This window comes from Streptomyces sp. NPDC047315, assembly GCF_040643215.1.
Classification (GTDB): Bacteria; Actinomycetota; Actinomycetes; order Streptomycetales; family Streptomycetaceae; genus Streptomyces.
In genome coordinates this window covers 1-25,575 of record NZ_JBEYTZ010000022.1, presented here as the reverse complement: position 1 = coordinate 25,575, position 25,575 = coordinate 1, and the positions used below count along the sequence as shown (strand labels likewise).

At 73.5% G+C, this 25,575-nt stretch carries 22 protein-coding genes; 12 read left to right on the top strand and 10 right to left on the bottom strand.

All coding sequences use genetic code 11. The features are described from left to right. Nucleotides 1–261 precede the first annotated feature (261 nt). Nucleotides 262–1,308 (bottom strand): AraC family transcriptional regulator, encoded by a 1,047-nt coding sequence (locus ABZ842_RS24360; RefSeq protein ID WP_361540351.1) that lies wholly within the window; start codon nucleotides 1,306–1,308, stop codon nucleotides 262–264. A 95-nt stretch (nucleotides 1,309–1,403) separates the two neighbouring features. Here ABZ842_RS24360 and ABZ842_RS24355 point away from each other — a divergent pair, with 95 nt between their 5' ends. Beyond that, nucleotides 1,404–2,240 carry an NAD(P)H-binding protein gene (locus ABZ842_RS24355; protein WP_361540348.1) on the top strand — a complete coding sequence of 279 codons (837 nt, stop codon included), beginning with the start codon at nucleotides 1,404–1,406 and terminating at the stop codon, nucleotides 2,238–2,240. Nucleotides 2,241–2,366: 126 nt separating this feature from the next. Next, nucleotides 2,367–2,669, top strand: a complete 303-nt coding sequence (locus ABZ842_RS24350) for a hypothetical protein (protein ID WP_361540345.1) — start codon at nucleotides 2,367–2,369, stop codon at nucleotides 2,667–2,669. Nucleotides 2,670–2,905: 236 nt separating this feature from the next. Here the strand turns inward: ABZ842_RS24350 and ABZ842_RS24345 are convergent, their stop codons facing one another. Together ABZ842_RS24345 and ABZ842_RS24340 are read right to left on the bottom strand one after the other, a co-directional pair. After that, nucleotides 2,906–3,736: a M55 family metallopeptidase gene (locus ABZ842_RS24345; protein ID WP_361540342.1), complete on the bottom strand. Its 831-nt coding sequence runs from the start codon at nucleotides 3,734–3,736 to the stop codon at nucleotides 2,906–2,908. A gap of 392 nt (nucleotides 3,737–4,128) precedes the next feature. Then, nucleotides 4,129–4,518 (bottom strand): hypothetical protein, encoded by a 390-nt coding sequence (locus tag ABZ842_RS24340; RefSeq protein WP_361540339.1) that lies wholly within the window; start codon nucleotides 4,516–4,518, stop codon nucleotides 4,129–4,131. Between the two features lie 111 nt (nucleotides 4,519–4,629). Between ABZ842_RS24340 and ABZ842_RS24335 the strand changes: the two genes are divergently transcribed. After that, nucleotides 4,630–5,586, top strand: a complete 957-nt coding sequence (locus ABZ842_RS24335; protein WP_361540336.1) for a sigma-70 family RNA polymerase sigma factor — start codon at nucleotides 4,630–4,632, stop codon at nucleotides 5,584–5,586. A 121-nt stretch (nucleotides 5,587–5,707) separates the two neighbouring features. Next, nucleotides 5,708–7,165: a diacylglycerol kinase family protein gene (locus tag ABZ842_RS24330; protein ID WP_361540333.1), complete on the top strand. Its 1,458-nt coding sequence runs from the start codon at nucleotides 5,708–5,710 to the stop codon at nucleotides 7,163–7,165. A 3-nt stretch (nucleotides 7,166–7,168) separates the two neighbouring features. Here ABZ842_RS24330 and ABZ842_RS24325 read toward each other — a convergent pair whose 3' ends face one another. After that, nucleotides 7,169–7,672 (bottom strand): GNAT family N-acetyltransferase, encoded by a 504-nt coding sequence (locus ABZ842_RS24325; protein ID WP_361540330.1) that lies wholly within the window; start codon nucleotides 7,670–7,672, stop codon nucleotides 7,169–7,171. A gap of 323 nt (nucleotides 7,673–7,995) precedes the next feature. Here ABZ842_RS24325 and ABZ842_RS24320 point away from each other — a divergent pair, with 323 nt between their 5' ends. Next, complete coding sequence (locus ABZ842_RS24320; protein ID WP_361540327.1) at nucleotides 7,996–9,171, top strand: serine hydrolase domain-containing protein; 1,176 nt, start codon at nucleotides 7,996–7,998, stop codon at nucleotides 9,169–9,171. A 101-nt stretch (nucleotides 9,172–9,272) separates the two neighbouring features. Here the strand turns inward: ABZ842_RS24320 and ABZ842_RS24315 are convergent, their stop codons facing one another. The 5 genes from ABZ842_RS24315 to ABZ842_RS24295 all read right to left on the bottom strand — a co-directional run bounded on the left by ABZ842_RS24315 (nucleotide 9,273) and on the right by ABZ842_RS24295 (nucleotide 15,827). Beyond that, nucleotides 9,273–9,800 (bottom strand): DinB family protein, encoded by a 528-nt coding sequence (locus tag ABZ842_RS24315; protein WP_361540324.1) that lies wholly within the window; start codon nucleotides 9,798–9,800, stop codon nucleotides 9,273–9,275. Between the two features lie 78 nt (nucleotides 9,801–9,878). Beyond that, nucleotides 9,879–11,150 (bottom strand): lipase family protein, encoded by a 1,272-nt coding sequence (locus ABZ842_RS24310; protein ID WP_361540321.1) that lies wholly within the window; start codon nucleotides 11,148–11,150, stop codon nucleotides 9,879–9,881. Nucleotides 11,151–11,362: 212 nt separating this feature from the next. Next, entirely contained in the window at nucleotides 11,363–12,763 is a 1,401-nt protein-coding gene (locus ABZ842_RS24305; RefSeq protein WP_361540318.1) for an MFS transporter, read from the bottom strand. 265 nt (nucleotides 12,764–13,028) lie between these two features. Then, nucleotides 13,029–14,654 (bottom strand): MFS transporter, encoded by a 1,626-nt coding sequence (locus ABZ842_RS24300; protein ID WP_361540315.1) that lies wholly within the window; start codon nucleotides 14,652–14,654, stop codon nucleotides 13,029–13,031. A gap of 123 nt (nucleotides 14,655–14,777) precedes the next feature. Next, complete coding sequence (locus ABZ842_RS24295) at nucleotides 14,778–15,827, bottom strand: NAD(P)/FAD-dependent oxidoreductase (protein WP_361540312.1); 1,050 nt, start codon at nucleotides 15,825–15,827, stop codon at nucleotides 14,778–14,780. 96 nt (nucleotides 15,828–15,923) lie between these two features. Here ABZ842_RS24295 and ABZ842_RS24290 point away from each other — a divergent pair, with 96 nt between their 5' ends. Beyond that, nucleotides 15,924–16,505, top strand: a complete 582-nt coding sequence (locus tag ABZ842_RS24290; protein WP_361540309.1) for a helix-turn-helix transcriptional regulator — start codon at nucleotides 15,924–15,926, stop codon at nucleotides 16,503–16,505. 76 nt (nucleotides 16,506–16,581) lie between these two features. On the opposite strand, the gene ABZ842_RS24285 is transcribed toward ABZ842_RS24290, so the two are convergent. Beyond that, nucleotides 16,582–17,100, bottom strand: a complete 519-nt coding sequence (locus tag ABZ842_RS24285; protein WP_361540306.1) for a GNAT family N-acetyltransferase — start codon at nucleotides 17,098–17,100, stop codon at nucleotides 16,582–16,584. A 208-nt stretch (nucleotides 17,101–17,308) separates the two neighbouring features. On the opposite strand from ABZ842_RS24285, the gene ABZ842_RS24280 reads away from it, so the two are divergent. The 6 genes from ABZ842_RS24280 to ABZ842_RS24255 all read left to right on the top strand — a co-directional run bounded on the left by ABZ842_RS24280 (nucleotide 17,309) and on the right by ABZ842_RS24255 (nucleotide 25,425). After that, nucleotides 17,309–18,217, top strand: a complete 909-nt coding sequence (locus ABZ842_RS24280) for an LLM class F420-dependent oxidoreductase (protein WP_361540690.1) — start codon at nucleotides 17,309–17,311, stop codon at nucleotides 18,215–18,217. A gap of 58 nt (nucleotides 18,218–18,275) precedes the next feature. Further along, a complete protein-coding gene (locus ABZ842_RS24275; protein WP_361540303.1) occupies nucleotides 18,276–19,094 on the top strand; it encodes a glucose 1-dehydrogenase in 819 nt (272 codons plus the stop codon). A gap of 155 nt (nucleotides 19,095–19,249) precedes the next feature. Beyond that, on the top strand, nucleotides 19,250–20,377 hold the full coding sequence (locus tag ABZ842_RS24270; protein ID WP_361540300.1) for an LLM class flavin-dependent oxidoreductase: 1,128 nt from the start codon (nucleotides 19,250–19,252) through the stop codon (nucleotides 20,375–20,377). 27 nt (nucleotides 20,378–20,404) lie between these two features. Continuing rightward, complete coding sequence (locus tag ABZ842_RS24265; RefSeq protein WP_361540297.1) at nucleotides 20,405–22,153, top strand: D-aminoacylase; 1,749 nt, start codon at nucleotides 20,405–20,407, stop codon at nucleotides 22,151–22,153. Next, nucleotides 22,150–23,613, top strand: coding sequence for an aldehyde dehydrogenase family protein (locus tag ABZ842_RS24260; RefSeq protein WP_361540295.1), 1,464 nt, complete (start codon nucleotides 22,150–22,152; stop codon nucleotides 23,611–23,613). Before ABZ842_RS24265 ends, ABZ842_RS24260 begins: the two co-directional genes overlap by 4 nt. Before the next feature lie 249 nt (nucleotides 23,614–23,862). After that, the gene (locus ABZ842_RS24255; RefSeq protein WP_361540292.1) at nucleotides 23,863–25,425 is read left to right on the top strand and encodes an APC family permease; all 1,563 of its coding nucleotides are present in this window, start codon (nucleotides 23,863–23,865) and stop codon (nucleotides 25,423–25,425) included. The last annotated feature ends 150 nt before the right edge of the window (nucleotides 25,426–25,575 follow it).

Genomic DNA, 25,575 nt, shown 5'->3' with positions numbered 1-25,575 from the left:
GGACCGTGGATGGTTCTCGCGCAGTTCCCCGCGCCCCTAAAGCCCTTGTCCTCAGCCCGCAGACAAGTGACGGGGGCAGCGAATCAGGTGGCGCTGGGGGTCCCCCCACGCCCTCTGGGCGTAGGGGGCGGAACTGCGCGACAAGCCACAGACGGGCCGCAGACGCCACACCGCAGCACGCCGCACGGCGCCACCGCGCCAGCAAGGCGCGGCACTGCCCCACGGGGCCTCGCGGACAAGACCTGCGCGGCGCCCGCGCCTTCAGGCGGTGGAGCCGGCCGGGGCCGGCGCCGTGGGCTGCGTCCGGCAAGGAACGGCGCGGTCCGCCGTCGGGGAGAGCGCCGTGCGGCGGAACTCGGTCGGGTTGGCGCCCTGGACGCGCTTGAACGCCGCGCTGAAGCCGAACGGGTCCGCGTACCCCACACTGCGGGCTACCTCCGCGACCGTCGCGGAACCCTGCTCGACCAGGAGGTCCGCGGCGAGCGTCACGCGCCAGCGGGTTAGGTACGTCAGCGGTGGCTCGCCCACCAGGTCGGTGAAGCGCTTGGCCAGGGTGGAACGGGACACTCCGGTGCGGTCGGCGAGCGCGCCGACCGTCCACGGCGCCGCGGGCTCGGCGTGCAGCAGGCGCAGCGCCTCGCCGATCACCGGGTCACGCTGGGCCGCCCACCAGGACGGTGACCTGCCGCCCGGGCGGTCGAACCACTGGCGCAGCGTGCAGACCAGCATCCAGTCCAACAGGCGGTCGAGCACGACCTGTTGGCCCGGGGTGTCGACTGCCGCCTCCTCGGCGAGGTGGTCCAGTACGGCGTCGGCGGGGCCGTCGGAGGGCACGCGCAGCACGACGGGCAGCGCCTCCAGCAGCCGACGGCTGATCTCGCCGCGTACGGGATAGGCGCCGACGATCAGGGTCGTCGCGCCGGCACCACCCGCGCCGGCGCCGGCCTCCTCCGCGTGGGCGCTCCTGGCGGGATCTTCGACGGGGTCGTGCCAGCCGATCCGGTGGCGCGTCCCGCCGTGCTCGGGCGTCGCGCAGAACTCGCCGCACTCGACCGGCTCCGCCCGGGTGCCGACCTCGTCGACGAAGGTGAACGTCGCCGGCCCGCGCACCACGATCGTCTCGCGGGCCCGCAGCGGCTCGGGCGGATGGTGCTCCGGCACGATCCAGCCCGACCCGTTCAACACGGCGCACAGGGTCAGCGGCGCGCCGTCCACGAAGTGCAGCGCCCAGGGCGGGGACAGGGTCGAACTGCCGAACAGCGAGCCGTGGGCCCGCACCCCCCGGATCAGATCACTGAACACGTCCACCCTGGTGAGGCTATCTCGATCGGCTCGGACGATGACACAGGCAATCCGGCTTCTCACCCATGGGATCGTCCGATCCCGCCGTGTTCAATCGAGTCATGAGCGACGTCAACACTCTCGTACTCGGCGCAACGGGCAAGACCGGCCGACGGGTCGCCGCCCGGCTGCGGCTGCGCGGCACCCCGGTGCGTGCCGCCTCCCGGACCAGCGCGGCGCCCTTCGACTGGTCCGAGCCCGGCGGCTGGGACGCCGTCCTGCGCGGCGCCGAAGCCGTCTACGTGGTGCCCCCGACCGTGCCAGGCCCGGTGCACGAGTTCGTGGCCCGGGCCGAGGCCGCCGGAGTGCAGCGGCTCGTCCTGCTGTCCGGACGCGGCTCCGACACCTGGGGCGACACCGCGTTCGGCCTCGACATGCGCTCCGCGGAGGAGGCCGTGCGCGGCTCCGCGCTGGAGTGGACCGTGGTGCGGCCGTCGAACTTCGCGCAGAACTTCGACGAGGACCTGTTCCACGCCCCGCTGCTCGCCGGGGAACTGGCGCTCCCGGCCGGTGCGGTGCCCGACCCGTTCATCGACGTCGAGGACGTCGCCGACGTCGCGGCCACCGTGCTGTCCGAGCCCGGCCGGCACGCCGGGAAGGCGTACGACGTGACGGGACCGCGCTCGATCACCTTCGAAGAGGCCACCGAGCTGATCGCCCGGGCGAGCGGGCGGCCCATCGCGTACCGCCGGGTCTCCGCGGACGAGTACGTCGCAGGGCTCGTCGAGGAGGGGTGGGGCGAGGACGACGCGCAACACGTCGTCGACATGTTCGTCCTGATGGAGCGCGGACTGCTCGCCGATCCGACGGACGACGTCGCCGCGGTGCTGGGCCGGCCGGCCCGTTCCTTCGAGGACTACGTGGTACGCGTCGCGGCGGCGGGCGCCTGGCGGCCGTGACGGCGCCTACTCACGCGGTGTGAGTACGAGGGCTCATGCCGCGCCGCCCCGCCCGGGATTGGATCAAGGGCAACGAAGGTCGGAGGGCCGGAACGGGGCCCGGGCCGCAGGGGGGAAGGAATCCACATGAGCGCGTTCGCACTGATGCGGTCCAACGTGTACCGCTTCAAGCGGGGCAAGGTCGCCATGGCGGCGGCGACGGCGTACGCCGCGGTCGTCATCGGCCTCGCGCTCTGGATCGAACTGCTGATGCTGTACGGGGACGTCGGCTTCGCGGGGATCTGGCTGGCGCTCGCGGTGTTCCCCAGCTCCGTACCGCTGATGACGCTCCCGGTGCACGGCCACGCCCAACTCGCGCTCCAGACCGCGGCCGGGCTGGGGCAGGCATGGCTGCTGTGGCGACTGTTGCGGGGCGCGTCGCGCCACTGACCCCGCAGCTGTGGACGGACGTCAGGGCGGGGCAGCGCATCGCGCTGCACGAGGGCCGTGGCGCTTCGGGGGCGGCGGTGGTGCTGGAGGTGCGGGAGCCCCGCGGGAGCAGTTGAGAACGGCGGGGACGAACAAGACCGGATCAAGCAGACGATCTTGGACCTGGGAGCACCCCCGCGGGACAGCTGCGCGGGCCGTGGCAACAGTACGGCCCGCAGCAGCAGTACGGGTCCGCATCAACAGTACGGCGGCTGGTTCGTCAGGGACGACGCCACCCGCATCCACACCCCGAACTGCCGGTACAGCCCGGGCAGCGCGCCCCGCGCCTGGACGGTGCGGCTGTCCGTCGACGTGACGCCGGGGATCCCCTGAAGCGTCGAGGCGACGGACGCCGACTGCCAGCGGACGGCGAGGGTGCACGAATCCGCCACGGCCGCCGGGGACTTGGGAGGTGCGGCGAGACCGGCCCGTACCGTCTCCTCGATGTCCGCGCGGGCCTCCTCCACCGGCCGCAGCTCGGCGGCGAACCGGTCCCGCGCGTACTTCACGGCCACGGTCCTGACCGAGTCGTCCCACTCCGCCATCTCCGCGCAGGCCCGGTCGTCACCGGTGAGGACCGCGACCGGCACGCCGAGCGCGGCGGCGGTGGCGTGCGCGAGACCGATCTCGCCGACCGGTCGGCCGTCCAGCCAGATGTCCTCGATCTCGTGCCCCATGAAGCTGTGGCTCAGCACGCCGAGCGCGCCGGCGCGGGAGTGGTACCCGACGCAGACGACGGCGTCGTGCTCGGCGCCGAGACCTTCGAGCATGCCCATGTGCTTGGGCCGTCCGCGGATCAGCCGGGCCGCGGGGTGCAGGGACTCGGGCAGGACGTTGCGCATCGGGCCGTGCGCGTCGTTGACGGTGACTTCGGTGGCGCCCGCGGCGAGCGCGCCGCGGACGGCGGCGTTCACGTCCTCGGCCATCATCAGCCGCCCGCGCTCGTAGTCCCGCCCGGTCGGCTGGACGTCGGCGGAGTCGACGAGTCCCGTGACGCCCTCCATGTCCGCGCTGATGTAGATCCGCACTGCGCGATCCCCTCACTTCCTTGTGTACGCGAGCCGCCCGTCCGCCCGGCGGGCTTGCCGCGCAGTTGCTCCCGCAGTGCCCTGCGGCCAGGGGCGTCCCCCGCGCCCCGAAAACCATCGCCGGTTTCCTGCGGGAGCGTTGTCCTCTACAGGCACGCTGTGGTTGTTCGCGCAGTTCCGCCCCCTACGCCCAGAGGGCGTGGGGGGACCCCAGCGCCCCAAACGCCTCCGCCTCAGCCCGCAGACAAAGGCGGGGGCAGCGAAACAGGGGCGCGTGGGGGTACCTCCCTCGCCTCGGGGCGTAGGGAGCGAACAGCCCACCGCCGGGTCGCTGCCCCCGTGCCCGCAGGGCGCAGGGGAGCACGCACCAGGACAGCGCGCGCACGCGCGGCCTAGCGTCGGGCCAGAGCCAGAACGCTGAGGCCGAACATGAGGACGCCCAGGGGGAGGTGGACCGAGGGGACGTGTGCGATGCCGACGGCTACCTGGACCGAGGCGAGGGCGAGGAAGCCCGACGCGTGCCAGACGGGGCGGGGCGAGCCGCCGCCCGGTTTCCACGCCAGCACCGCCGCGAGCACGTACAGCATGGACGCGCCGTACATCACCCGGGCTCCGACGTCGTGCAGCGTGCCTCCGTGGGACCAGCTCACCAACAGCCCGGCGGACACGGCCTGGAGGAAGATGGTCAGGGTCTGTAGCGCGATCGCGACCCGCAGGAACGACGAACCGCCCTGCTGCCCGCCCGCCTTCGCGTCTGCCTCCGCCGGTGCCTGAGTGGCCATGTCGCGTCCCCACTTCCGCCCTGGGTCTCTCCGCCCTCGGGCAGTCGATCGATAAGGTTTCAACACTTCGACGACGTGGGCGTGCGAAAGGTAAGGCGGGGGCCGGAAGGCATGGGGACGGGCGCGGACGGGACGGCCGGCGAGCAGCGTCGGCTCATCAACGTCGCCTATCGGCTGCTCGGTTCGCTGACCGAAGCCGAGGACGCCGTGCAGGACGCCTACGCACGCTGGTACGCGCTGCCGCGCAGCCGACGGGACCAGATCCTCTCGCCCGGCGCCTGGCTGACGACCGTGACCAGCCGCATCTGCCTGGACGTGCTCGGCTCCGCGCGGGTCCGCCGGGAACGCTACGTCGGGGCGTGGCTGCCCGAGCCGCTGCCGGACCGCGCCGAGTGGGGCCACGCGGGCGGCGCCGCCCGCCCCGGGCCCGCCGGCCCCGTCAGCCCCGACGGGGCGGCGGACCCCGCCGACCAGATCGTCCTGGACGAGTCGGTGTCCATGGCCTTCCTCGTCGTCCTGGAGGCTATGACGCCCGCCGAACGCGTGGCGTTCGTCCTGCACGACGTCTTCCGGTACCCCTTCGCCGAGATAGCCGACGTCCTCGGCCGCACCCCCGCGGCCTGCAAGCAACTGGCGGCCTCCGCCCGGCGACGGGTCGGTGCGGCGCGCGCGCCGGTGCCGGCGAGTGGCCGGGCCGAGGTGCTGCGGCACGTCAAAGAGGCGTGGCAGGCCAAGGACATCGCGACCCTCATCGGCCTGCTCGACCCGGCCTCCGTGATGACCGCCGACGGCGGCGGTCTGGCCGGCAGCACCCTGCGCCCGATCGAGGGCGGCGCGAGCATCGCCCAGTACATGATCGCCATCGCCGACCGGGCCCCGGGGCTGGAACTCCTGGAGCGGTCCGTCAACGGCCTGCCGGGGCTGGTGGCCCGGCGCGCCGGCGTCGTCGTGACCGTGGCCGCGTTCGACGTCGCCCCCGCGTCCGCCCCCGCCTTGGCCCGTGTCACCCGGATCTGGGTGGTCCGCAACCCGGAGAAGCTACGGCCCTGGGTGAGCTGCCCCGGGTGAGCTGAGGGCCGTCCCGACGAACTCACCCGCCTAGCCCGTTCGGGGTGCTCCCGGACCATGCGGCGGGCAGATTGGCGGGACGGGCGAACGGACGGGCTGAGAGGCGAGGGCGAGGCGCGCGATGGGCCAGGGCGAGCGGGGAGGCGGCGAGGCGGGCGGCAGGGGCGCGGCCGGGCGGATGCTGGCGCGGCTCGCCGTGCTCGCGGCCGTGGGCGTCCTGGTGGTGCTGGTGGTGGCCGTGGGCCAGGCCGGGCTGGTGGTCGTCGGGTCCGGGCTGGTCGGGCTGGTCGTGTGCGCCGTCGGCGGGTGGTGGTTCCTGGCGTACCGGGGCGTACGACGTCTCCTCGGGGCCGTCGTCGCGATCGCCGCACCCGCGGCCGTCCTGGTGCTCTTCACCGTCGAAGGACTCTGGCTCACGGCGCTGCTCCTCGGCGTGTGCTGGGCCGCTACGGCGGCCTGCGCCAAGGCGGCGCTGCGCCGCTCGGACCCGCAGCGGGCGCGGCGGGCGGTGGACGCGCGCCGGCCGCGGCGGGCCGTGCTGATCATGAACCCGAAGTCCGGGGGCGGGAAGGTGGGCCGCTTCGGGCTGGTCGAGCGGGCGCAGGCGCTGGGCGCGCGGGTGGTCCTGCTGGACCCCGACGCGCCGGCCGACGTCGCCGCGCTGGCCCGCGCCGCGGTCGCCGGGGGAGCGGACCTGCTGGGGGTGGCGGGCGGCGACGGCACGCAGGCACTCGTCGCGGCCGTCGCCGCGGAGTACCGCGTGCCGTTCCTCGTCGTCCCGGCCGGCACCCGCAACCACTTCGCCCTGGACCTCGGCCTCGACCGCGCCGACCCCGCCCGCTCCCTGGACGCGCTGACGGACGGCGAGGAGGTCCGCGTCGACCTGGGGACGGTCTCGGGCCGGGCGTTCGTCAACACGGTCTCGTTCGGGGTGTACGCGGACGTCGTGCAGCGCCCCGAGTACCGCGACGCCAAGGCGGGCACGGCGCTGAACGTCATGCCGGACCTGCTGGTGGGGGAGGGCGTGCGACGGCTCGACGCGCACGTGGGCGGCGCGGTGCTGTCGGCGCAGCAGGCGCTGCTGGTCAGCAACAACCCGTACGCCTCGCCCGACGCGCTCGGCGGCACCGGCCGCCGGCCGCGGCTGGACTCCGGCGTGCTGGGGGTGCTGGGGATCAGGGTGGAGGGCGCGGCGCAGGCGGCGGATCTGGCGGTGCGGGGGTCGCAGTCGGCGGGGCTGACCGTGACGACGGCCAGGAGGGTGGAGGTGACGTCCGGGACCGCGTCCGGGGCTGACTCCGGGCCTGCCTCCGGCGACGGGCCAGGAACGGCGGCAGCTACGGCGGACGTGATCCCCGTCGCGGTGGACGGCGAGGCCCTGCGGATGCCCACCCCGGTCGTGTGCACCCTGCGGCCCCGGGCGCTGCGGGTCCTGGTGCCGCGCGACCGCGCCCCCGCCGTCGCGCCCGCCCCGCCGGTGGACTGGCGGCGCCTGCTCCGGCTGGCGTTCGGCCGTACGCCGACCAAGGAGACCAAGGCGACCACGCCGACCACGCCGACCACGCCGACGTCGCCGTAGGTGCTACAGAGCCAGGTGCATGACGTGGAGGCCGACGTATCCGCGCGTGGGGTGGCGGAAGGCGCCCGGCACCGTGCCGACGACGGTGAAGCCGAGGGATTCGTACAGCTTCACGGCGTGGACGTTCGTCTCGACGACGGCGTTGTACTGGATCGCCCGGTAGCCCTGCTCGCGGGCCCAGTCGATGGAGTACGCGCACAGGGCGCGCCCGACGCCGCGGCCGGAGCGCGCGGGGTCGACCAGATAGCTGGCGCTGGCGACGTGGGAGCCGTTGCCCTGCTGGTTGCGGTTCATCTTCGCGGTGCCGAGGACCGTGCCGTCGTCGTCGACGGCCACGACGGTGCGGTCCGGCGCGGGCAGCAGCCACAGGTCCCGGCCCTGCTCAGACGTGAGGTCGGTGGGGTAGGTGAAGGTCTCGCCCGCGGCGATGACGGTGCGGAAGAAGGGCCAGACGGCCGGCCAGTCTTCGGCGGCGGCCTGACGGATGTGGACCGGTGGCTTCTGCATGGGGACAGGATGCCGGGGCGGGACGGCAGCCTCCACCGGGTTTGCGGCCGGGTTTGCGGCCTTGGGGTTGCGTCTCGGGGAGGAGTCAGGGGCGCCCCTCATGGCGCTCGTGGTGACCCCTGATGTTCCGGGCGCGCGGGGCCGGTTGACTGGAGGGCAGCAGGGCGGTGGCGGGTTCGACCCGTCGCCGTCGTACGCGTACGGCACGGATCAGGGGGAACGACGTGTTGGCGGAGTTACGGGCTTTAGGGGTGCGGTTACGGGCTTGGGCCCGCTGGAAGGGCGCGCGCGGGTGGCCGGGGGCGGGGCGACGCCTCGTCGCCTTGGCGACGGCGGGGGCGCTGGCCGCCGCGGTGACCACGACGGTGACCACGACGGCGGCGGGCGCGGCGCCCGGCCGCCCCGACGCCCAAGGGCCACCAGGCGCGCCCGGCGCGCCCGGCGCGCACGAGCGGACGCAGGCCGCGCTGGATGCGATCGTCGCGGCCGGCACGCCCGGCGCGCTGGCCCGCGTCACCACCGGCGACGGCCGGTGGTTCGGCGAGGCGGGCGCCGCCGACCTCGCCACGGGCGAGCCGCGGCGGGCGGACGACCGCTTCCGCGTCGGCAGCCTGACGAAGACGTTCACGGCCACGGTGCTGCTGCAACTCGAAGCGGAAGGTCTCCTCTCACTCGACGACAGCGTCGAGCGGTGGCTTCCGGGCGTCGTCCGCGGCCGGGGTCACGACGGTCGCAAGGTCTCCCTGCGCCAACTGCTGAACCACACCAGCGGCATCTTCAACTACAACCGCGACGCCGGCTTCCTGGCCGACTTCACCGGAGAGCCCTTCCTCAAGAACCGGTACAAGGGCGCCACCCCCGAGCAGCTGGTCGAGATCGGCCTCGCGCACCCGCCGGAGTTCGCGCCGGGCACCGGCTGGTCGTACTCCGACACCAACTACATCCTGGCCGGGATGGTCATCGAGCGGGCCACGGGCCGCAGTTACGCATCCCAGGTCGAGCGGCGCATCACCGGTCCGCTGAAGCTCCGCTCCACCAGCGTCCCCGGCAGGTCCCCGACGATCCCCGGGCCGAACGCCCGGCACTACTCGAAGCTCTACGACGAGGACCCGGGCGCGGCGGTCCACGACGTCACGGAGTTCAACCCGTCCGTGGCCGGGGCGGCGGGCCAGATCATCTCCACGGCCGGCGACGTGAACCGCTTCTACGGAGCCCTGCTCGCGGGCGAACTGCTGCCGGCGCGACAGCTGAAGGCGATGCTGACGGCGGTCCCCGTCGACCACGCCGGCGGCGCGGTGGCCGCGTACGGGCTCGGCATACGCTCCGACACCCTGCCCTGCGGGGTGACCGTCTGGGGCCACGGAGGCCAGGTCCCCGGCTCCCTGTCGAGAGCGGCGGCGACCCGCGACGGCGCGCACGTCCTCACCCTGAACAGAAACGGCGACTGGGGCGCGCAGTCGCTGGAGGACGCGACCCTGACAGCCGAGTTCTGCGGCTAGCTCCACGAGGGGCAGCACCCCGCGGTGCTGCGTGCGGTGTTGCGCCCCCAGCCCCCTGACTACCTCGCCGTTTCCCTGCGGGTGCATCCAGGCGCGTCGGGCTACGGGCCCGTGACGCCGTCGATTCGTTCGCGGAGCAGGTCCGCGTGGCCGCTGTGGCGTGCGTACTCCTCGACCAGGTGCACCAGGATCCAGCGGAGGGAGATCTCCTTGCCGCCGACGTACTCCGCCTCCTCCTCGGAGAGGTGACCGCAGTCGTCCAGCGAAGCATCCGCGGTGATCGCCCGACCGTGGGCGATCTCCGCCTGCCACGCGGCCATCGCCTCGTCGAGCCCCCGGTCCGGACGCAGGGCGAAGCCGTCGTCGCCGCTGTCCTCGAAGACGCGGGGCGCGTCCTGCCCTTCGAACTTCCGTCGGAACCAGTTGCGCTCGACCTCGGCGAGGTGCTGGACGAGACCGAGCAGGGACATCGAAGAGGGCTCGACGGACGTCAGACGCAACTGCTCGTCCGTGAGCCCCTGACACTTCAGGGCGATCGTGCCGCGGTGGTAGTCGAGCCAGGCTTTGAGCATGGTGCGCTCGTCGGCCTGCGGGGGCGGGATGGGTCGGCCGTCAGGCGTGGTCTTCATGCGCCCATCGTGGCAGGGGCCTCTGACAATCGGCCCGGACGCGGTCGCCAGGGCCGTTCGTCAGAGGAGGCGCCGCCGCTACCGCACCCCGAGCCGCTGCTTGATCCACGCCGTCGAATCCGCCGCCGCCGCGTCGACCACGCTCCCGTGGCCCGCCGCCGCGTACTCCCGGTACGTCACCTTCGAACCGACCTTCCGCAGCGCCTTCGCGTACTCCGCGGTGACGTTCGCCTGCACGATCTCGTCCTTCCCGCCCTGGCCGATGAAGAGCGGACGGTCCAGCCGTACGACGGGGGTGTCCACGTGCTGCCGCAACGCGTTCAGCAGGGCGGGGACCGTCTCCGGGCGCTGCTTCCAGACCGTGTCGTCGTTCAGCCCGGACTGCACGACCTGAGTGACGAGTTCGGGCAGGCACTTCGTCCGGGCCGTCGGCACCAACTCGGCGGCGCGGTCGGTGAACAGGTGGGTGAAGTCGAGGTCGCTGTCGATGGCCCGCAGCCCCTCCGTGACCAGCGGGTACAGCGCCGTACGCACCTTGCGTTCGAACGAGGGCGAGGTCGAGCGGTCGGCCACCAGCCGGCTCATCTTCGTCGGCGGCGCCGTGGCGACCGCGCCGCGGAAGTCCAGGCCGGGGGCGTAACGCGTGGCGTGCACCGCGGTGCTGATCGCCGCGTGGCCGCCCTGGGACTGGCCCATCGCGACCCACTTCCGCGAGACCCCGACGTCCGCCTGGCGTGCCGCGTGCACGATGTCGATCGTGCCGTACGCCGAGCTGCGGGCGTGCAGGTAAGGGTGCGGGCCCGCGGTGCCCAGGCCCTCGTAGTCCGTGGCCACGACCGCGACGCCGGCGTCCAACCAGCCGCGGATCTCCGGGTCGTGGGCGAACCGTGCCGCGTCCGTACGGCTCGGGGCGCACTGGTCCGCGCTGCCGACCGTGCCGTGGGCCAGGGAGATCACCGGCCAGCCGCCCTTGGGCGGCGTCCCGGCCGGGGCGAAGACCAGGCCGGACACCAGCACCTTGCCGCCGTTCGCGCCGGTGGAGGTGTACTCGACGACCTGGCCGGGGCCGCCGTGGGGGCGGGCCTCCGGCGGCAGCTCGGTCGCGCTGACGAGCTTGCCGCTGCCGGGCGCCGGGCGGCCCTTCGCGCCGTCGGACGGCACGGAGCCGGAGCCGGAGCCGGGGACGGAGGCGGACTCGGGCGCCGGCGCCGCGGACGCGCCGCCCGCGCCCGCGAGCGCGGTGAGGGCCAGCGCGCCGACGGTCACGGCGACGGTGGCGGTGGTCCGGTGCGCGCCGCGGCGCGGCTGCGCGGGGCGGGTTGGCTGCGTGGTGCTGACGCGTGAGGTCACGGCGGTCCCTTCGCAAGTGACGGTCGGGGCCCCGGCCGGACCGCGGCGGCAGCCGGCCGGGACCCCGCACGGATTACCGCACGGTAATCTGCGGCGGGACCCGTCTTGAAGACACCTGGGGGCCATTCCCTCCTCGTCCGTGATGACGAGGAATCACCCGTGTCTCGTCCTTCGGGATCACAACCCGAGTCCCGCGCCCTGCGTCCGTCGCGCTAGCTCACCGGCTGACTCGCCTCGTCCTGACGCTGGTTGGGCGCCGCCACGAGGAGGGCGAGTGCCGCAGCGGCGATGCCGACGAGTGCGTACAGGAAGGCCGTGCGGAAGCCGTCGGCACCCGTCGCGGCTGCGCCGCCCGTACCCTTGACGGCCGTGCCGACCAGCACCGCGAGCCCGAGTGCACCGCCGAGTTGGTCCACGGAACGCTGCACTCCGGACGCCGTGCCCGCGTCGTCCTCGGTGACGCCGTGCAGCGCCGCGTTCTGGAGTGCGAGCAGCCCGACCCCCATGCCGGCGGCGACACCGAGCATGCCCGGCAGCACGTCGGCGGCGTACGCGCCCCCGTCGGGCAGCCGCGCCAGCCACGCCAGGCCCGCGGCCGTGCACACCAGCCCCACCAGCGACGCGTACTTCAGCCCGAGCGCGGTGATGAGCCGGGGCGTGACCGCGATGGCCAGGAACAGGGCGGCGCAGAACGGGAGGAAGGCCAGCCCGGCTTGGAGCGGGCCGAGCCCGATCACGTTCTGCATGTACAGCGTGAGCAGGAAGAACGCGGTGGAGAGCGCGGCGCTCAGCAGCACCGTCACGGCGTTGGCGACGGCTCGGACGCGGTGCGTGAAGAAGGCGAGCGGTACGAGCGGGTGCCGGGTGCGCGCCTCGACGAGGACGAAGCCGGCCAGCAGCAGCGCACCGGCGGCGACGGCCGCGGGCGCCTTCTCCACCACGCCGTACACCAGGCTCAGCGGGCCCGCGGTCAGCAGCAACGCTCCGGGCAGGTCGAGGCGTTCGGTGCGGGTGCGCGGCCCGTCGGCCGGCAGCAGTCGCGGCGTGATCAGCAGTACGGCGATCGCGAGCGGCACGTTGATCCCGAAGATCCAGCGCCAGTGCAGCAGTTCGGTGAGCACGCCGGACAGCAGCACGCCGGCGACGAGCCCGCCGGCCGAGATCGCGCCCCAGACGCCGAGTGCCTTGGCGCGTTCGGCGGGTTCGGGGAAGAGGAGCGCGATCAGCGACATGGCGGCGGGCGAGGCGAGCGCCTCACCGGCGCCCTGTGCGAACCGCGCCCCGACCAGCGTCGGAAGGTCGGGCGCGAGGCCCGCGGCGAGCGATGCGGCGGCGAACAGGGCGGCGCCCAGCAGGAACATCCGGCGCCGGCCGAGGAGGTCGGTCACCCGGCCGCCGAGCAGCAGCAGTCCGCCGCCGACCAGGGTGTATCCGGTGACGACCCAGGACAGCGAGCTGGTCGGTGCGTCGAACTGCGCGCCGATGGACGGCAGCGCGACGTGGACGACGGTGACGTCCAGGGCGATGAGGAACTGCAGGAGCGACAGCAGCGCGAGGGCCAGGCCCCGGCGATCGGCGAGCGGGCGTGCCGCGGCCGTGGGAAGGGCGTTCATGGGACGGGGTACTCCAGGTACTCCAGAAAGCGGAAAGGACGCTTCCGTGCCGCGCCGGCACGACGAGCGGACCCCACCGGTGCGGACCGGTGCGGCTGCGGCCGTGGGACGGCACTCCTGGAGTTACTTGGTGACGGCGATGCCCATGAGGGGATCGTAGCCCGCGGCACGACGCCCCCTCGCTCTCGGAGGGGGCCGGGGGGCCTCCGGCGGTCACCGGCCCCCTCGCCGCTCCCCTGCGGGTGCTCTGTGGCTCATGGCGGTGCTATCGCGCCTGGGGTGCCTTGGCCGCGGCGGGCTCCGCCTCCTCCGCGGCGGCCGGGTCCGGGTCCGGGGCCGAATCCAGAGCCGGACCCGGGGCCTTCGGGCCGCGGAGGGCGATGGTGAGGAGCAGCGCGCACATGACGGCCACCCCCGCCCACATCGCCTGCTGCCAGCCGTCAACGAAGGACTGTTGCGCGGCGCTGACCAGGTCCGACGCATGCGGGCCCGCGCCCTCCGCCGCCTCGACCGCGTTGGCGACGCCCTCCCGCGCGGTGTCCGCGGTCCCCTGCGGGATGCCGTGCAGCCGGTCGTCGACGGCGCTGCGGTAGCCGGCGGACAGGAGTGCGCCGAGCAGGGCGACGCCGAGGGCGGTGCCGAACTCGCGGGTGACGTCGTTGAGCGCGGAGGCGACGCCCTGCTTCTCCCGCGGCAGGGAGCCGGTGATGGCCTCGGTGGAGGGCGTCATCGACAGGCCCATGCCGATGCCCATCGCGAGCATGCCGGGCAGGACGGACGGATAGCCGCCGTCGACGGAGACGAAGAGGGCCATGAGGGCCAGGCCGGCGCCGGCCAGCGCGATCCCCGCGGTCATGGTCGCGCGGGCGCCGATGCGCCCGGCCATCCTGGGCGCCAGCCCGGACGCCGCCATCATCGTGACGGCCATCGGCATCAGCGCCAGCGTGGACGCCAGCCCCGACCAGCCGAGCACGGCCTGGAAGAACGGGAAGAGCACCACGGCGATGCCGGCCTGCACGCCGAAGACCACGAGCAGCGTGAGCGAGCCGCCGGCCAGGCCGCGCTCCCGGAACAGCCGTACGTCCAGCAGCGACGCGTCCCGGCGGTGCAGCTCCCAGCCCACGAAGGCGACGGCGGCGACGGTGCCGACGGCGAGGCCGAGCAGGGTGGCGGGGGCGCTCCAGCCGCGCTCCGGCCCCTCCTGGAGGACGAAGATGAGCCCGACCACGGCGACGGTCGACAGCAGGGCGCCGACGGTGTCGAAGGAGTGGCCGGACCGTTCGCGGGAGTTGGGCACCGAGGACGCCGTCATGGCCAGGGCCACCGCGATCAGGGCCACGGGCAGGACGAACAGCCAGCGCCAGCTCGCGACGTCGACGAGGAGTGCGGAGAGGAACATGCCGACGATCCCGCCGCCCCCGGCGACGCCCGTCCACACGCCGATCGCCTTCCCGCGCTCCTCCTTCGGGAACGTGGAGGTGATGACGGCCAGCGTGATCGGCATGATCATCGCGGCGCCGACGCCGCTGGCCACGCGGGCGGCCAGCATGACCTCGGCGGTCGGCGCCAGGCCCGCCGCGACGCTCGCGACGCCGAAGACGGCCAGCCCGGCGAGCAGCATGGGCTTGCGGCCGAGGCGGTCGCCGACGGCGCCGAGCGGCAGCAACAGCGCGGCCAGGGCGAGGGTGTAGACGTTGATGATCCACAGGACCGTGCCCTGCGAGGCGTCGAACTCGACGGCCAGGTGGGTCTGGGCGACGTTCAGCCCTGACACGGACGCGATGACGGCCATCAGCGCGATCGAGACGGTGATCAGGATCGTGCGCAGCTGACGCGGGTCCGGGGCGGGGCCGGCGGCGGCTGCCTCCCGTGGAAGCTGGTTCGTACGCATGGATTCCTCTCGGCAGCGGCGTGCGGATCGGTACGGGCGTGAGGGCGTCAGGGCGTCAGGGCATGCGGGCATGCCGAGTAGGCGCCGGAGGGCGGACAGGCGGGCGGTACGGGCCCGGGGGTGTCAGGCGGCGGTGTCGACCCGCGCCGCGGCGAAGTCGGCGAAGGCCGCGTCGGTGTCGGCGGTGGCCAGTGCGGCGTTGATGTGGGCTCCGGCCAGGGCGCCGGCCGCGGCGGCTGCGCCCACCTGGGCGGTCAGGTCGGTGGCGTTGCCGGCCACCCACACGCCCGGCACCTCGGTGGCGCCGGCCGGGCCGGCGGAGAAGCGGCGGCCCATGTCGTCGGGCAGGTCCTCCATCGGCAGCTCCAGACCCTCCAGGCCCTCGGTGCGGGCCTGCATCCGGGTGGCGACCGCGAGGACGCGCCGGGCCACGAACCTGCCGTCGGCCAGTCTCACCCCGGCGATGCCGCCGTCCTCGCCCGTCACGACGTCCCGCACGGGGACGTCGACGACGCGGACGCCGCGGGCGGCGAAGCGCGCCCGGGTGTCCCCGTCCAGCTCGGTGCCGCGGGTGAAGTAGGTCAGGTCGTCGGTCAACTGCCGGAACAGCAGGGCGTGGTGGAGCGAGGCGGGGCCGGTCGCGAGGACGCCGACGGGCTCGTCGCGCACCTCCCAGCCGTGGCAGTACGGGCAGTGCACCACGCCGCGGCCCCAGTGCTCGGCGAGCCCGGGCACGTCCGGCAGCTCGTCCCGCAGGCCGGTGGCGACCAGCACGCGGCGCGCGGTCACGGTGCGGCCGTCGGCCAGGGCGACGGTGAAGCGCAGGTCACCCCCGGCGGCGGGGGCGGCCGGCGCGGCGGCGGCCACCTCGCCGAAGACGACCCGGCCGCCGTAGTGGCGCACCTGCTCCCGGCCCTGCCGCAACAGCTCGGCGGGCGGGGTGCCGTCCAGCGCGATGAAGCCGTGCATGGCTTCGGCGGGCGCGTTGCGGGGCGTACCGCCGTCGATGACGACGACCGAGCGGCGGGAGCGGGCGAGCATCAGCGCGCCGTTCAGCCCCGCGGCACCGCCGCCGATCACCACGGCGTCGACGGTCGTCTGGGGCAGCGCGTCGCTCGCGTACGCGAAAGCCGCGTGTGCGGAAGCCGCGTGCGCAGAATCAGTCCCGGTCATGTCCTCGTTCCCTTCGCTCGGGTGTGGCTCCGGGGTGTTCCGGGCCGTCACGAGGACCGTAGCTTCGCCTTGCATCAGAGGCATACGATGTTGCCTATGACGCAAGAAGATGGCGAGCTGGACGGCCTCGTACGCAAGCGGATCCGGGCCCTGCGCGTGGCACAGGGCTGGTCGCTGGAGGAGCTGGCCACCCGCGCCAACCTCAGTCAGTCGACGCTCTCACGCATCGAGAACGGCCGCCGCCGCCTCGCCCTGGACCAGCTGGTCACCCTCGCCCGCGCCTTGGACACGTCCCTGGACCAGCTGGTGGAGACCGCCTCCGACGACGTCGTCACCAGCCCGGTGATCGACGCGGCCCACGGGCTGATGCGCTGGTCCATCAAGGCCGACCCGGGCATGAGCGTCGTACGCCAGCGCATGACCGGGCCGCCGCCGGACAACCCCGCGCGCATGCGTGCGCACCCCGGCCGGGAATGGCTCGTCGTCCTGTCCGGCACCGCGGTCCTCATGCTGGGCCACCGCCGCATCCGGATCGAGACCAACCAGGCGGCGGAGTTCCCCACGATGCTCCCCCACGCGATCGGCGCGGAGGGCGGCCCCTGCGAGATCCTGGGCATCTTCGACCGCGATGCCCGCCGCGGCCACCAACGCGACCGCACCGCCGACACCGCCGACTGAGCCCCGCGCCGCGGGGACCACGTGTACGCGGCGGCCACGCCGTCCCTGGACCAGGGGCCACCCCCGCGGGGCGGGGCTACAGGGCGCGCTCGAAGCAGAGGGAGTCCGGTACGTGCTCGTACGGGCCGAAGTTCGGGATGCGAGCGTAGCCGGCGCGGGTGTAGAAGCGTACGGCGGCGAGCTGTCGGTCGCCGGTCTCCAGTCGCAGCGCCGACCACCCGCTGCGGCGCGCCCAGTCCTCCAGTGCGCGCAGGATCGCCCCGGCGGCGCCCGTGCCGCGCGCCCCGGGCGTCACGTACATCCGCTTGACCTCGCCCGTCGCCCCGTCCAGCCGGCGCAGCCCGCCGCAGCCGAGCGGCGTTCCGTCGGGGCCGTACGCCACCAGGAAGACGGCGACGTCGTCCGCGGACGGGGGCTGGCCGGCCTCGCTGTCGGGCGTGCCGTACATCTCGGCTATCTCCGCCCGCTGCCCGGCCCGCAGCGCGACGGCGTCCGCGTCGTCCCAGGCGACTTCCCTGACGTCGACCTCCAAGAAGGCCGGGCCGCCCACGGCCGCACCGCGCTGACTCGTCTCGCTGACTTCGCTGGTCTCCATCCGGCGCATTCTGGCCGCGTCGTGTTTCCCGAATGTGTCGAGCCCCCTGCGTGCGCCCCTGCCCTTGTCTGGGGGAGGGGGAAGCGGTGAAATATGACGAGGCGTCAGATCTGGTCGCCGTGGGCCCGGTAGTGGGCCCGTCGGTCGAGTCGAGGAGGCGGACGCGGTGCACGTGCAGGTGTTGCCCGAGGGGCGGTTGTCGTACGGGATGCAGCTTCCCGTCCAGGCCCAGAGCGCGCTGTTCGCCGAGCCCTGGGAGGCGGGGGCGGGGGCGGAGGACCTCGTGGAGGTGGCGAAGGTCGCGGATCGGACCGGGTTCGCCTACGTCGCGGTCTGTGACCACGTCGCGATACCGCGGCGGCTCGCGGACGCGATGTCGACGGTCTGGTACGACCCCGTCGCCACGCTCTCCCACCTCGCCGCGGTCACCCGGCGCGTACGGCTGCTCAGCCACGTCGCCGTCGTCGGGCTGCGGCATCCGCTGCTGGTCGCCAAGCAGTACGCCACGCTCGACCACCTCTCCGGCGGGCGGCTGGTCCTCGGGGTGGGGGCCGGGCACGTGCGGGAGGAGTTCGAGGCGGTCGGGGCCGACTTCGACGGGCGCGGGCCCCTGCTGGACGAGACGGTCGACGCGCTGCGGGCGGCGCTCGGGCCCGATGAGTACCCGGAGCACGCGGGGGAGCGGTTCGCCTTCTCCGGGCTCGGGCAGCGGCCACGGCCCGCGCAGGCGCGGGTGCCGCTGTGGGTCGGCGGCTCGTCGCCCGCCGCGGTGCGGCGCGCCGCGCTGCGCGGGGACGGCTGGCTGCCGCAGGGCGATCCGCGCGACCGGCTCCCGGCGCAGATCGCCCGGCTGCGCCGGCTGCGCGAGGAGGCCGGGATCGCCGCGCCGATCGAGGTCGGGGCGATCGTCGAGCCGCTGTACGTGGGGGAACCGGAGTGGGAGGTGGGGCGGCGGACCCTGACCGGGAAGCCCGCGGCGATCGCCGAGTCGCTGCGGGCGTACCCGCAGATGGGGGTGGACCAGATCCAGGTGCGGTTCCGCAGCCGCAGCCGCAGCGAGCTGACCGACCAGATGGCCGCCTTCGCCCACGACGTCGCACCCCACCTCACCGCGTGAGACCCCACGGAACGAAGCCCCACGACGCGCGGCACCCACGACCGAAGGGAACCCCGACATGAGCACTGAGCCCCACCCCGCGCCCGGCAAGCTCGACGGGCGCGTCGTCCTCATCACCGGAGCCGCCCGCGGGCAGGGCGAGCAGGAGGCCCGCCTCTTCGCCGCCGAGGGCGCCCGCGTCGTCCTCGCCGACGTCCTCGACGAGCAGGGGCGGGCCGTCGCCGCCGACATCGGCCCGGAGCGCGCCCTCTACCTGCACCTGGACGTGACCGACGAGGACGGCTGGCGCGCCGCGCTCGCCGCCGCCAAGGAGCGGTTCGGGCACGTCGACGGCCTGGTCAACAACGCCGGCGTGCTGCGTTTCAACGAGCTCGTCGCCACCCCCCTCGCCGAATTCCAACTCGTCACGCAGGTCAACCAGGTCGGCGCCTTCCTCGGCATCCGCACCCTCGCGCCCGAGATCGTCGCGGCCGGCGGCGGCACGATCGTCAACACCGCCTCGTACGCCGGGATGACGGGCATCGCGTACGTGGGCGCGTACTCCGCCTCCAAACACGCCGTCGTCGGGCTCACCCGCGTCGCCGCACTGGAGCTGGCGCCGAAGGGGATCCGGGTGAACGCGATCTGCCCCGGCGCCGTGGACACCCCGATGACCCACCCGGACGCCTTCGCCCCGGACGCCGACCCCGCGACCTTGGAGAAGATGCGGCAGTCGGCCGGGGAGTACTACCGGAAGCTGGTGCCGCTGGGCCGGGTGGGGCGGCCCGAGGAGATCGCCAAGCTCGCGCTCTTCCTGAGCTGCGAGGACTCCTCGTACATCACCGGCCAACCGATCGTCATCGACGGCGGATGGCTCGCCGGCGTGACCGTCCAGTAGGGCCGCGCACCCACGCGATGAGGGCCGCGCACCCACGCCATCTGACTGAGCGTCAGCTATTGACGCCTTCCGACCCCGATGGGACAGTCGCGAAACATGAACTGACGATGCGTCAGAAAAGCGGGAGACCACAGCGCAGAGGACGGTGAACCCCCGTGGAATTCGGGATCTTCGTACAGGGATACGTCGGCAAGCGCGCCGAGACCGACCCCCTCGCCGAGCACAAGGCGCTCATGGAGGAGACCGAGTACGTCATCCAGGCCGACCGGTCCGGCTTCAAATACGCCTGGGCCTCCGAGCACCACTTCCTGGAGGAGTACTCGCACCTCTCCGCCAACGACGTCTTCCTCGGCTACCTCGCCCACGCCACCGACCGCATCCACCTCGGCTCCGGCATCTTCAACCCCCTCGCGCCCGTCAACCACCCCGTGAAGGTCGCCGAGAAGGTCGCCATGCTCGACCACCTCTCCGAGGGCCGCTTCGAGTTCGGCTCCGGGCGCGGCGCCGGCAGCCACGAGATCCTCGGCTTCCTGCCGGGCATCACCGACATGAACCACACCAAGGAGATCTGGGAGGAGACCATCGCCGAGTTCCCCAAGATGTGGCTCCAGGAGGAGTACGAGGGGTTCCACGGCGAACACTGGTCGCTGCCGCCGCGCAAGGTGCTCCCCAAGCCGTACGGGAAGGCGCACCCGGCCATGTGGTACGCCGCCGGCTCCCCCTCCTCGTACGCCATGGCCGGCCGCAAGGGCATGGGCGTCCTCGGGTTCAGCGTGCAGAAGGTCTCCGACATGGAGTGGGTGCTCGACTCGTACAAGACGGCGATCGGCGAGGCGCGGGCGATCGGCGCGTTCGTCAACGACAACGTCATGGTCACATCCACCGCGATCTGCGCCGAGACCCACGACGAGGCCGTGGAGATAGCCGTCAACGGCGGGCTGAACTACCTCCAGTCGCTGCTCTTCCGCTACCACGACACCTTCCCGCGGCCCGAGGGCGTGCCCGAGTGGCCCGAGCTGCTGCCGGAGTACACCGCGGAGGTCGTCGAGGTCCTGATCCAGGAGGAGTTGATGATCTGCGGCGACCCCGACGAGGTGTTGCAGCAGTGCAAGCGGTGGGAGCAGGCGGGCGCGGACCAACTCTCCTTCGGGCTGCCGATCGGCATCCCGTACGAGGCCACCATGAACACGATCAAGCTGATCGGTGAGCACGTCATCCCGCAGATCGACACCGACCCCGTGCACCGCACGACCCGCTTCCGCAACGCCGCGACCACCGACTGAGTCCGAAGGAAGGAGGGAGGAACCGCCGTGCTCGACCACCTCATACGGTCCGCCACCGTCGTCGACGGGACCGGCGCGCCGGCGCGCGTCGCCGACGTCGGGCTGCGGGACGGCCGGATCGCCGTCGTCGCGGAGCCGGGGACCACCGCGGAGGAGGCCAGGACCGAGGAGGACGCCACCGGGCTCGTCCTCGCGCCCGGCTTCGTCGACCCGCACACGCACTACGACGCCCAGCTTTTCTGGGACCCCTACGCCACCCCCTCGCTCAACCACGGCGTGACCACGGTCGCCGGCGGCAACTGCGGCTTCACCCTCGCGCCGCTCAACCCGGACCGGCCCGAGGACGCCGACTACACGCGGCGGATGATGGCCCGGGTCGAGGGGATGGCGCTGGTCGCGCTGGAGGAGGGCGCGCCCTGGAGCTGGCACACCTTCGGGGAGTACCTGGACGCGCTGGAGGGCCGGATCGCGGTGAACGCCGGCTTCATGGTGGGGCACTGCGCGCTGCGCCGGCACGTCATGGGGGCGGACGCCGTCGGCGGCCGGCCCACGGACGAGCAGTTGGCGCGGATGGTGGAGCTGCTGCACGACGCGATGGCCGCCGGCGCCTGGGGCCTGTCCACCACCCAGTCGTCCACCCACTCCGACGGCGACGGGCAGCCGGTCGCCTCCCGGCACGCCAGCCCCGACGAGCTGTTGGCGCTCTCCCGGGCGGTCGCCGAGCACGAGGGCACGCAGCTGGAGGCGATCGTCGCCGGGTGCCTGGACCAGTTCAGCGACGCGGAGATCGACCTGTTCGTGGCGATGACGGCGGCGGCCGGGCGCCCGCTGAACTGGAACGTGCTCACGATCGACGCGGCCGTGCCCGAGCGGGTGCCGCGGCAGCTGCTGGCCAGCGAGCGGGCGCGGGCGGCCGGCGGCCGGATCGTCGCGCTGACGATGCCGATCCTCACCCCGATGAACATGTCGCTGGGCACCTTCTGCGCGCTGAACCTGATCCCGGGGTGGGGCGAGGTGCTGGGGCTGCCGGTGCGGGAGCGGATCGCGAAGCTGCGCGACCCCGGGGTGCGGGCGGAGATGCTGCGGCGCGCGGACTCCAAGGAAGCGGGCGTCTTCCGGCGGCTTGCGGACTTCGGCCGGTACGTCATCGGGGACACGTACTCCAGGGAGAACGAGGGCCTCGGCGGGCGGGTCGTCGGGGACATCGCCGCCGAGCGCGGCCAGGACCCCTTCCACTGCCTGGTGGAGATCTGCGCCAACGACGGGCTGAAGACCGTGCTGTGGCCGATGCCCACGGACAACGACCCGGCGTCGTGGGAGCTGCGGCGGCGGACCTGGGAGCACGAGGACGTGCTGCTCGGCGGCTCGGACGCGGGCGCCCACCTGGACCGGATGTGCGGGGCGCCGTACACCACCCGCTTCATCGGGGACTGTCTGCGCGGGCGCAAGCTGGTGTCGCTGGAGGCGGCGGTCAAGATGCTCACCGACGATCCGGCGCGGCTGTTCGGGCTGCGCGGGCGCGGTCGGGTGGCCGAGGGGTACCACGCCGATCTGGTGCTCTTCGACCCGGAGCGGATCGACGCCGGGCCGGCGCGGCTGGTGCACGACCTGCCGGGGGACAGCCCGCGGCTGGACGCCCAGGCGCTGGGGGTGGTGTCCGTGCGCGTGAACGGGGTGGAGGCGATCCGGGACGACCGGGTGACGGGCGCGGTGCCGGGGGTCGTACTGCGCTCGGGCCGGGACACCGAGACGGTCGACACCAGGGTCCCGGTGTGACGGCCCCCGGCGAGCAGCGGCTGTTCATCGGCGGTGAGTGGGTCGAGCCCGACGACGGGCACTACGAGGTCCTCGATCCGGCGAACGAGACCGTCGTGGGCCTCGCACCGGAGGCCAGCCGGGTCCAGGTGCACGCGGCGGCAGCGGCGGCGCGCGAGGCGTTCGGCCCCTGGTCGCGCACCGCGCCCGAGGAGCGCGCCCGGATCCTCGCCGCCACGGCCGACCTGATCGAACGGGACGCCGCCGACCACGCCGACCTCGCGCGCAGGGAGAGCGGGGCGACGACCGCGACCGCCCGCGGCATGCAGGTCGCGGTGGCCGCCGCGCGCTTTCGCCGGTACGCGAAGGGCGCGCTGGAACCCGTCGAGCAGCCGCTGCCGCCGCAGGTGAACGCGGCCGGCCCGTTCGGCAGGGCCGCGGTCGTCGGCGCGGTCGCGGTGCGCCGGCCGGTCGGCGTGGTCACCTGCATCACCTCGTACAACAACCCCTGGGCGAATCCGGCGGGGAAGGTCGCGCCGGCGCTGGCGATGGGCAACACGGTCGTGGTGAAGCCGGCGCCGCAGGACCCGCTGTCGGTGTTCCGGCTGGCGCGGGCGCTGGAGCGGGCGGGGGCGCCGCCGGGCGTGGTGAACGTGGTGACCGGCTCCGCGCCGGAGGCGGGCCGGGCCGCGGTCGACTCGCCCGACGTCGACATGGTCAGCTTCACCGGCTCGACGGCGGTGGGGCGGGCGATCGCCGAGGTCTGCGGGCGGGGGATGAAGCGCCAGCTCATGGAGTTGGGCGGCAAGGGCGCCGCGCTCGTCTTCGACGACGCCGACCCGGCCGCCGCGGTGGCCGGGATCGGGACGACGTACTCCTTCTACAGCGGACAGATCTGTACGGCGCCGACGCGGGTCATCGCGCAGCGCGGGATCTACGAGCGGCTGGTGGCGGGCCTCGCCGGGTACGCGGGCCGGCTGGCGGTGGGCGACCCGGCCGAGCGGGGCACCGTGGTGGGGCCGGTGATCTCCGCCGCGCACCGCGACCGGGTGGAGTCGTACGTGGCGCTCGGCCGGGCGGAGGGGGCCCGGCTGGTCGTCGGCGGCGAGCGGCCCGACCTCGGCAAGGGCTTCTACGTGGCGCCGACGCTCTTCGCGGAGTGCACCGGCGGGATGCGGGTGGTGCGGGAGGAGATCTTCGGGCCGGTGGTCGTGGTGCTGCCCTTCGACACGGAGGAGGAGGGGATCGCGCTCGCCAACGACAGCGAGTACGGGCTGATCGACTACGTGTGGTCGGGGGACGTGGCGCGGGCGTTCAGGGTCGCGGGCGAACTGCGGGCCGGCGGCGTGGGCATCAACACGGTCGGCCGGAACATGGAGGCGCCGTTCGGCGGGTTCAAACAGAGCGGGGTGGGGCGGGACGTGGGCTCGTACGCCCTGCACGCGTACAGCGAGACGCAGGCGCTGGTGTGGCCCGGGTGACGACGGCGGTCTCTGGGCCGGCGGGTGTTCGCTGTCGGCTCACCGGAAAATTTCAAAAGGGGTAAAACGGGCAGTGCTGCGGTTATCGTACATCGGAAAACTGACGTTACGCCTTGCAAGGTGGGAGCGCTTTCCTGAGTAGATCTTTCATGTGCAGGAAATCATCCGTACTCGCCACCGAAAGGCAGGGTTCGATATTCGGACGCTTGGGCTCCGGATGTGGAAACCGCAGCGTTTAACGTCCTGTTCATGACTCAGCTGGACGCCCGGCCGCAGGCCGGAGACACGGTGCGGGGCGCCGCCCCCGGCAAGGGCGGTGGCGTGCGCGGCAAAGGGCTCGGCGGCAACTCCGTCGGGCTGACGGGCAGTGCCGTCATCGGCATCTCCACCGTCGCCCCCGTCTACTGCCTCACCTCCACCCTCGGCTCCACGGCCGGTGAGGTCGGGCTCCAGATGCCCGCGATCTTCCTGGCCGGCTTCCTCCCGATGCTCCTGGTCGCCTTCGCGTACCGGGAGCTCAACCGCGTCATGCCGGACTGCGGCACCTCCTTCACCTGGACGGTGAAGGCGTTCGGGCCGCGGGTGGGCTGGATGTGCGGCTGGGGCCTGGTGGTCGCCACGATCATCGTGCTGTCCAACCTCGCCGGCGTCGCGACGTCCTTCTTCTGGCTGCTGGCGGGCGAGGTCACCGGCAGCGAGTCGATCGCCGCGCTCGACGACAACAAGGCCGTGCACATCCTCACCGTGCTCGCGCTGATCGCGATCGCCACCGCGATCAGCTACCGCGGCATGACGGCGACCAAGGGCGTGCAGTACGCCCTGGTCGGCCTCCAGCTGCTGGTGCTCGGCGTCTTCGTCGCGATGGCGCTGTCCAAGGCGGGCTCGTTCGAGACCTCGCTGTCCTTCTCCGGCGAGTGGCTGAACCCCTTCGCCGTCGAGTCCTTCGCCGCCTTCACCGCCGGCCTGTCGCTGTCGATCTTCATGTACTGGGGTTGGGACGCCAGCCTGAGCGCCAACGAGGAGACCACCGGCAGCGGCAAGACGCCCGGCCGGGCCGCGCTGATCGCGATGGTCGTGCTGGTCGCCTCGTACCTGATGACCGGCGTCGCCGCGCAGATGGCCGTCGGCTCCGGCGAGCAGGGCCTCGGGCTCGCCAACCCGGACACCTCCGACAACGTCTTCGCCGCGCTCGCCGGCCCGGTCATGGGCCCCGGCCTCGGCGTGCTGCTCTTCGTCGCGGTCCTCGCGTCCGCCGCGGCGAGCCTCCAGACCACCTTCATCCCGGTCGCCCGCACGGTGCTCGCGATGTCGACGTACGAGGCGCTGCCGCCGTCCTTCGCCCGGGTCAACCCGCGCTTCAAGACCCCCGGCAAGGCCACGGTGGTCGCCGGCATCGCCACCGGCGCCTTCTACACCGTCATGACGCTGGTCAGCGAGAACGTGCTCATCGACACGATCTACGCGCTCGGCCTCATGATCTGCTTCTACTACTCCCTCACGGCCTTCGCCTGCGCCTGGTACTTCCGGGCCGAGATCTTCCGCTCCGGCCGTGACTTCGTCTTCAAGGGCCTGGCCCCGGTCGTCGGCGGGCTGCTGCTTGCGGCGGTGTTCGGCAAGACGCTGTACGACATGTGGGACCCGGCGTACGGCAGCGGCTCCACGGTCGCGGGCGTGGGCGCGGTCTTCGTCATCGGCGTCGGGCTGCTGGCGCTCGGCCTGGTGGTCATGTTGGTGATGCGTCGGGTGAGCCCGGCGTTCTTCCGGGGCGAGGTCCTCAAGCGGGACACCCCGTCCCTGATCATCGCGGACTGAGTCCGGTCGTACGACGTGGGTGGGGGCGGCCGGTGATCACCGGCCGCCCCCCCCCCCCGGGGGGGGGGGCGCGCGCCGCGGGGGTGCGCCGCCGAGGTGGGGAGAGGGGGGGGGTGGGGAAGAGGGGTTGTTTTGTTGTGTTTATAAGGG

Coding starts and splice junctions, on each gene's coding strand:
- ABZ842_RS24355 (WP_361540348.1), top strand. CDS start 1,404: ATGAGCGACGTCAACACTCTCGTACTCGGCGCAACGGGCAAGACCGGC.
- ABZ842_RS24350 (WP_361540345.1), top strand. CDS start 2,367: ATGAGCGCGTTCGCACTGATGCGGTCCAACGTGTACCGCTTCAAGCGG.
- ABZ842_RS24340 (WP_361540339.1), bottom strand. CDS start 4,518: ATGGCCACTCAGGCACCGGCGGAGGCAGACGCGAAGGCGGGCGGGCAG.
- ABZ842_RS24335 (WP_361540336.1), top strand. CDS start 4,630: ATGGGGACGGGCGCGGACGGGACGGCCGGCGAGCAGCGTCGGCTCATC.
- ABZ842_RS24330 (WP_361540333.1), top strand. CDS start 5,708: ATGGGCCAGGGCGAGCGGGGAGGCGGCGAGGCGGGCGGCAGGGGCGCG.
- ABZ842_RS24325 (WP_361540330.1), bottom strand. CDS start 7,672: ATGCAGAAGCCACCGGTCCACATCCGTCAGGCCGCCGCCGAAGACTGG.
- ABZ842_RS24315 (WP_361540324.1), bottom strand. CDS start 9,800: ATGAAGACCACGCCTGACGGCCGACCCATCCCGCCCCCGCAGGCCGAC.
- ABZ842_RS24305 (WP_361540318.1), bottom strand. CDS start 12,763: ATGAACGCCCTTCCCACGGCCGCGGCACGCCCGCTCGCCGATCGCCGG.
- ABZ842_RS24300 (WP_361540315.1), bottom strand. CDS start 14,654: ATGCGTACGAACCAGCTTCCACGGGAGGCAGCCGCCGCCGGCCCCGCC.
- ABZ842_RS24295 (WP_361540312.1), bottom strand. CDS start 15,827: ATGACCGGGACTGATTCTGCGCACGCGGCTTCCGCACACGCGGCTTTC.
- ABZ842_RS24290 (WP_361540309.1), top strand. CDS start 15,924: ATGACGCAAGAAGATGGCGAGCTGGACGGCCTCGTACGCAAGCGGATC.
- ABZ842_RS24285 (WP_361540306.1), bottom strand. CDS start 17,100: ATGGAGACCAGCGAAGTCAGCGAGACGAGTCAGCGCGGTGCGGCCGTG.
- ABZ842_RS24280 (WP_361540690.1), top strand. CDS start 17,309: ATGCAGCTTCCCGTCCAGGCCCAGAGCGCGCTGTTCGCCGAGCCCTGG.
- ABZ842_RS24275 (WP_361540303.1), top strand. CDS start 18,276: ATGAGCACTGAGCCCCACCCCGCGCCCGGCAAGCTCGACGGGCGCGTC.
- ABZ842_RS24255 (WP_361540292.1), top strand. CDS start 23,863: ATGACTCAGCTGGACGCCCGGCCGCAGGCCGGAGACACGGTGCGGGGC.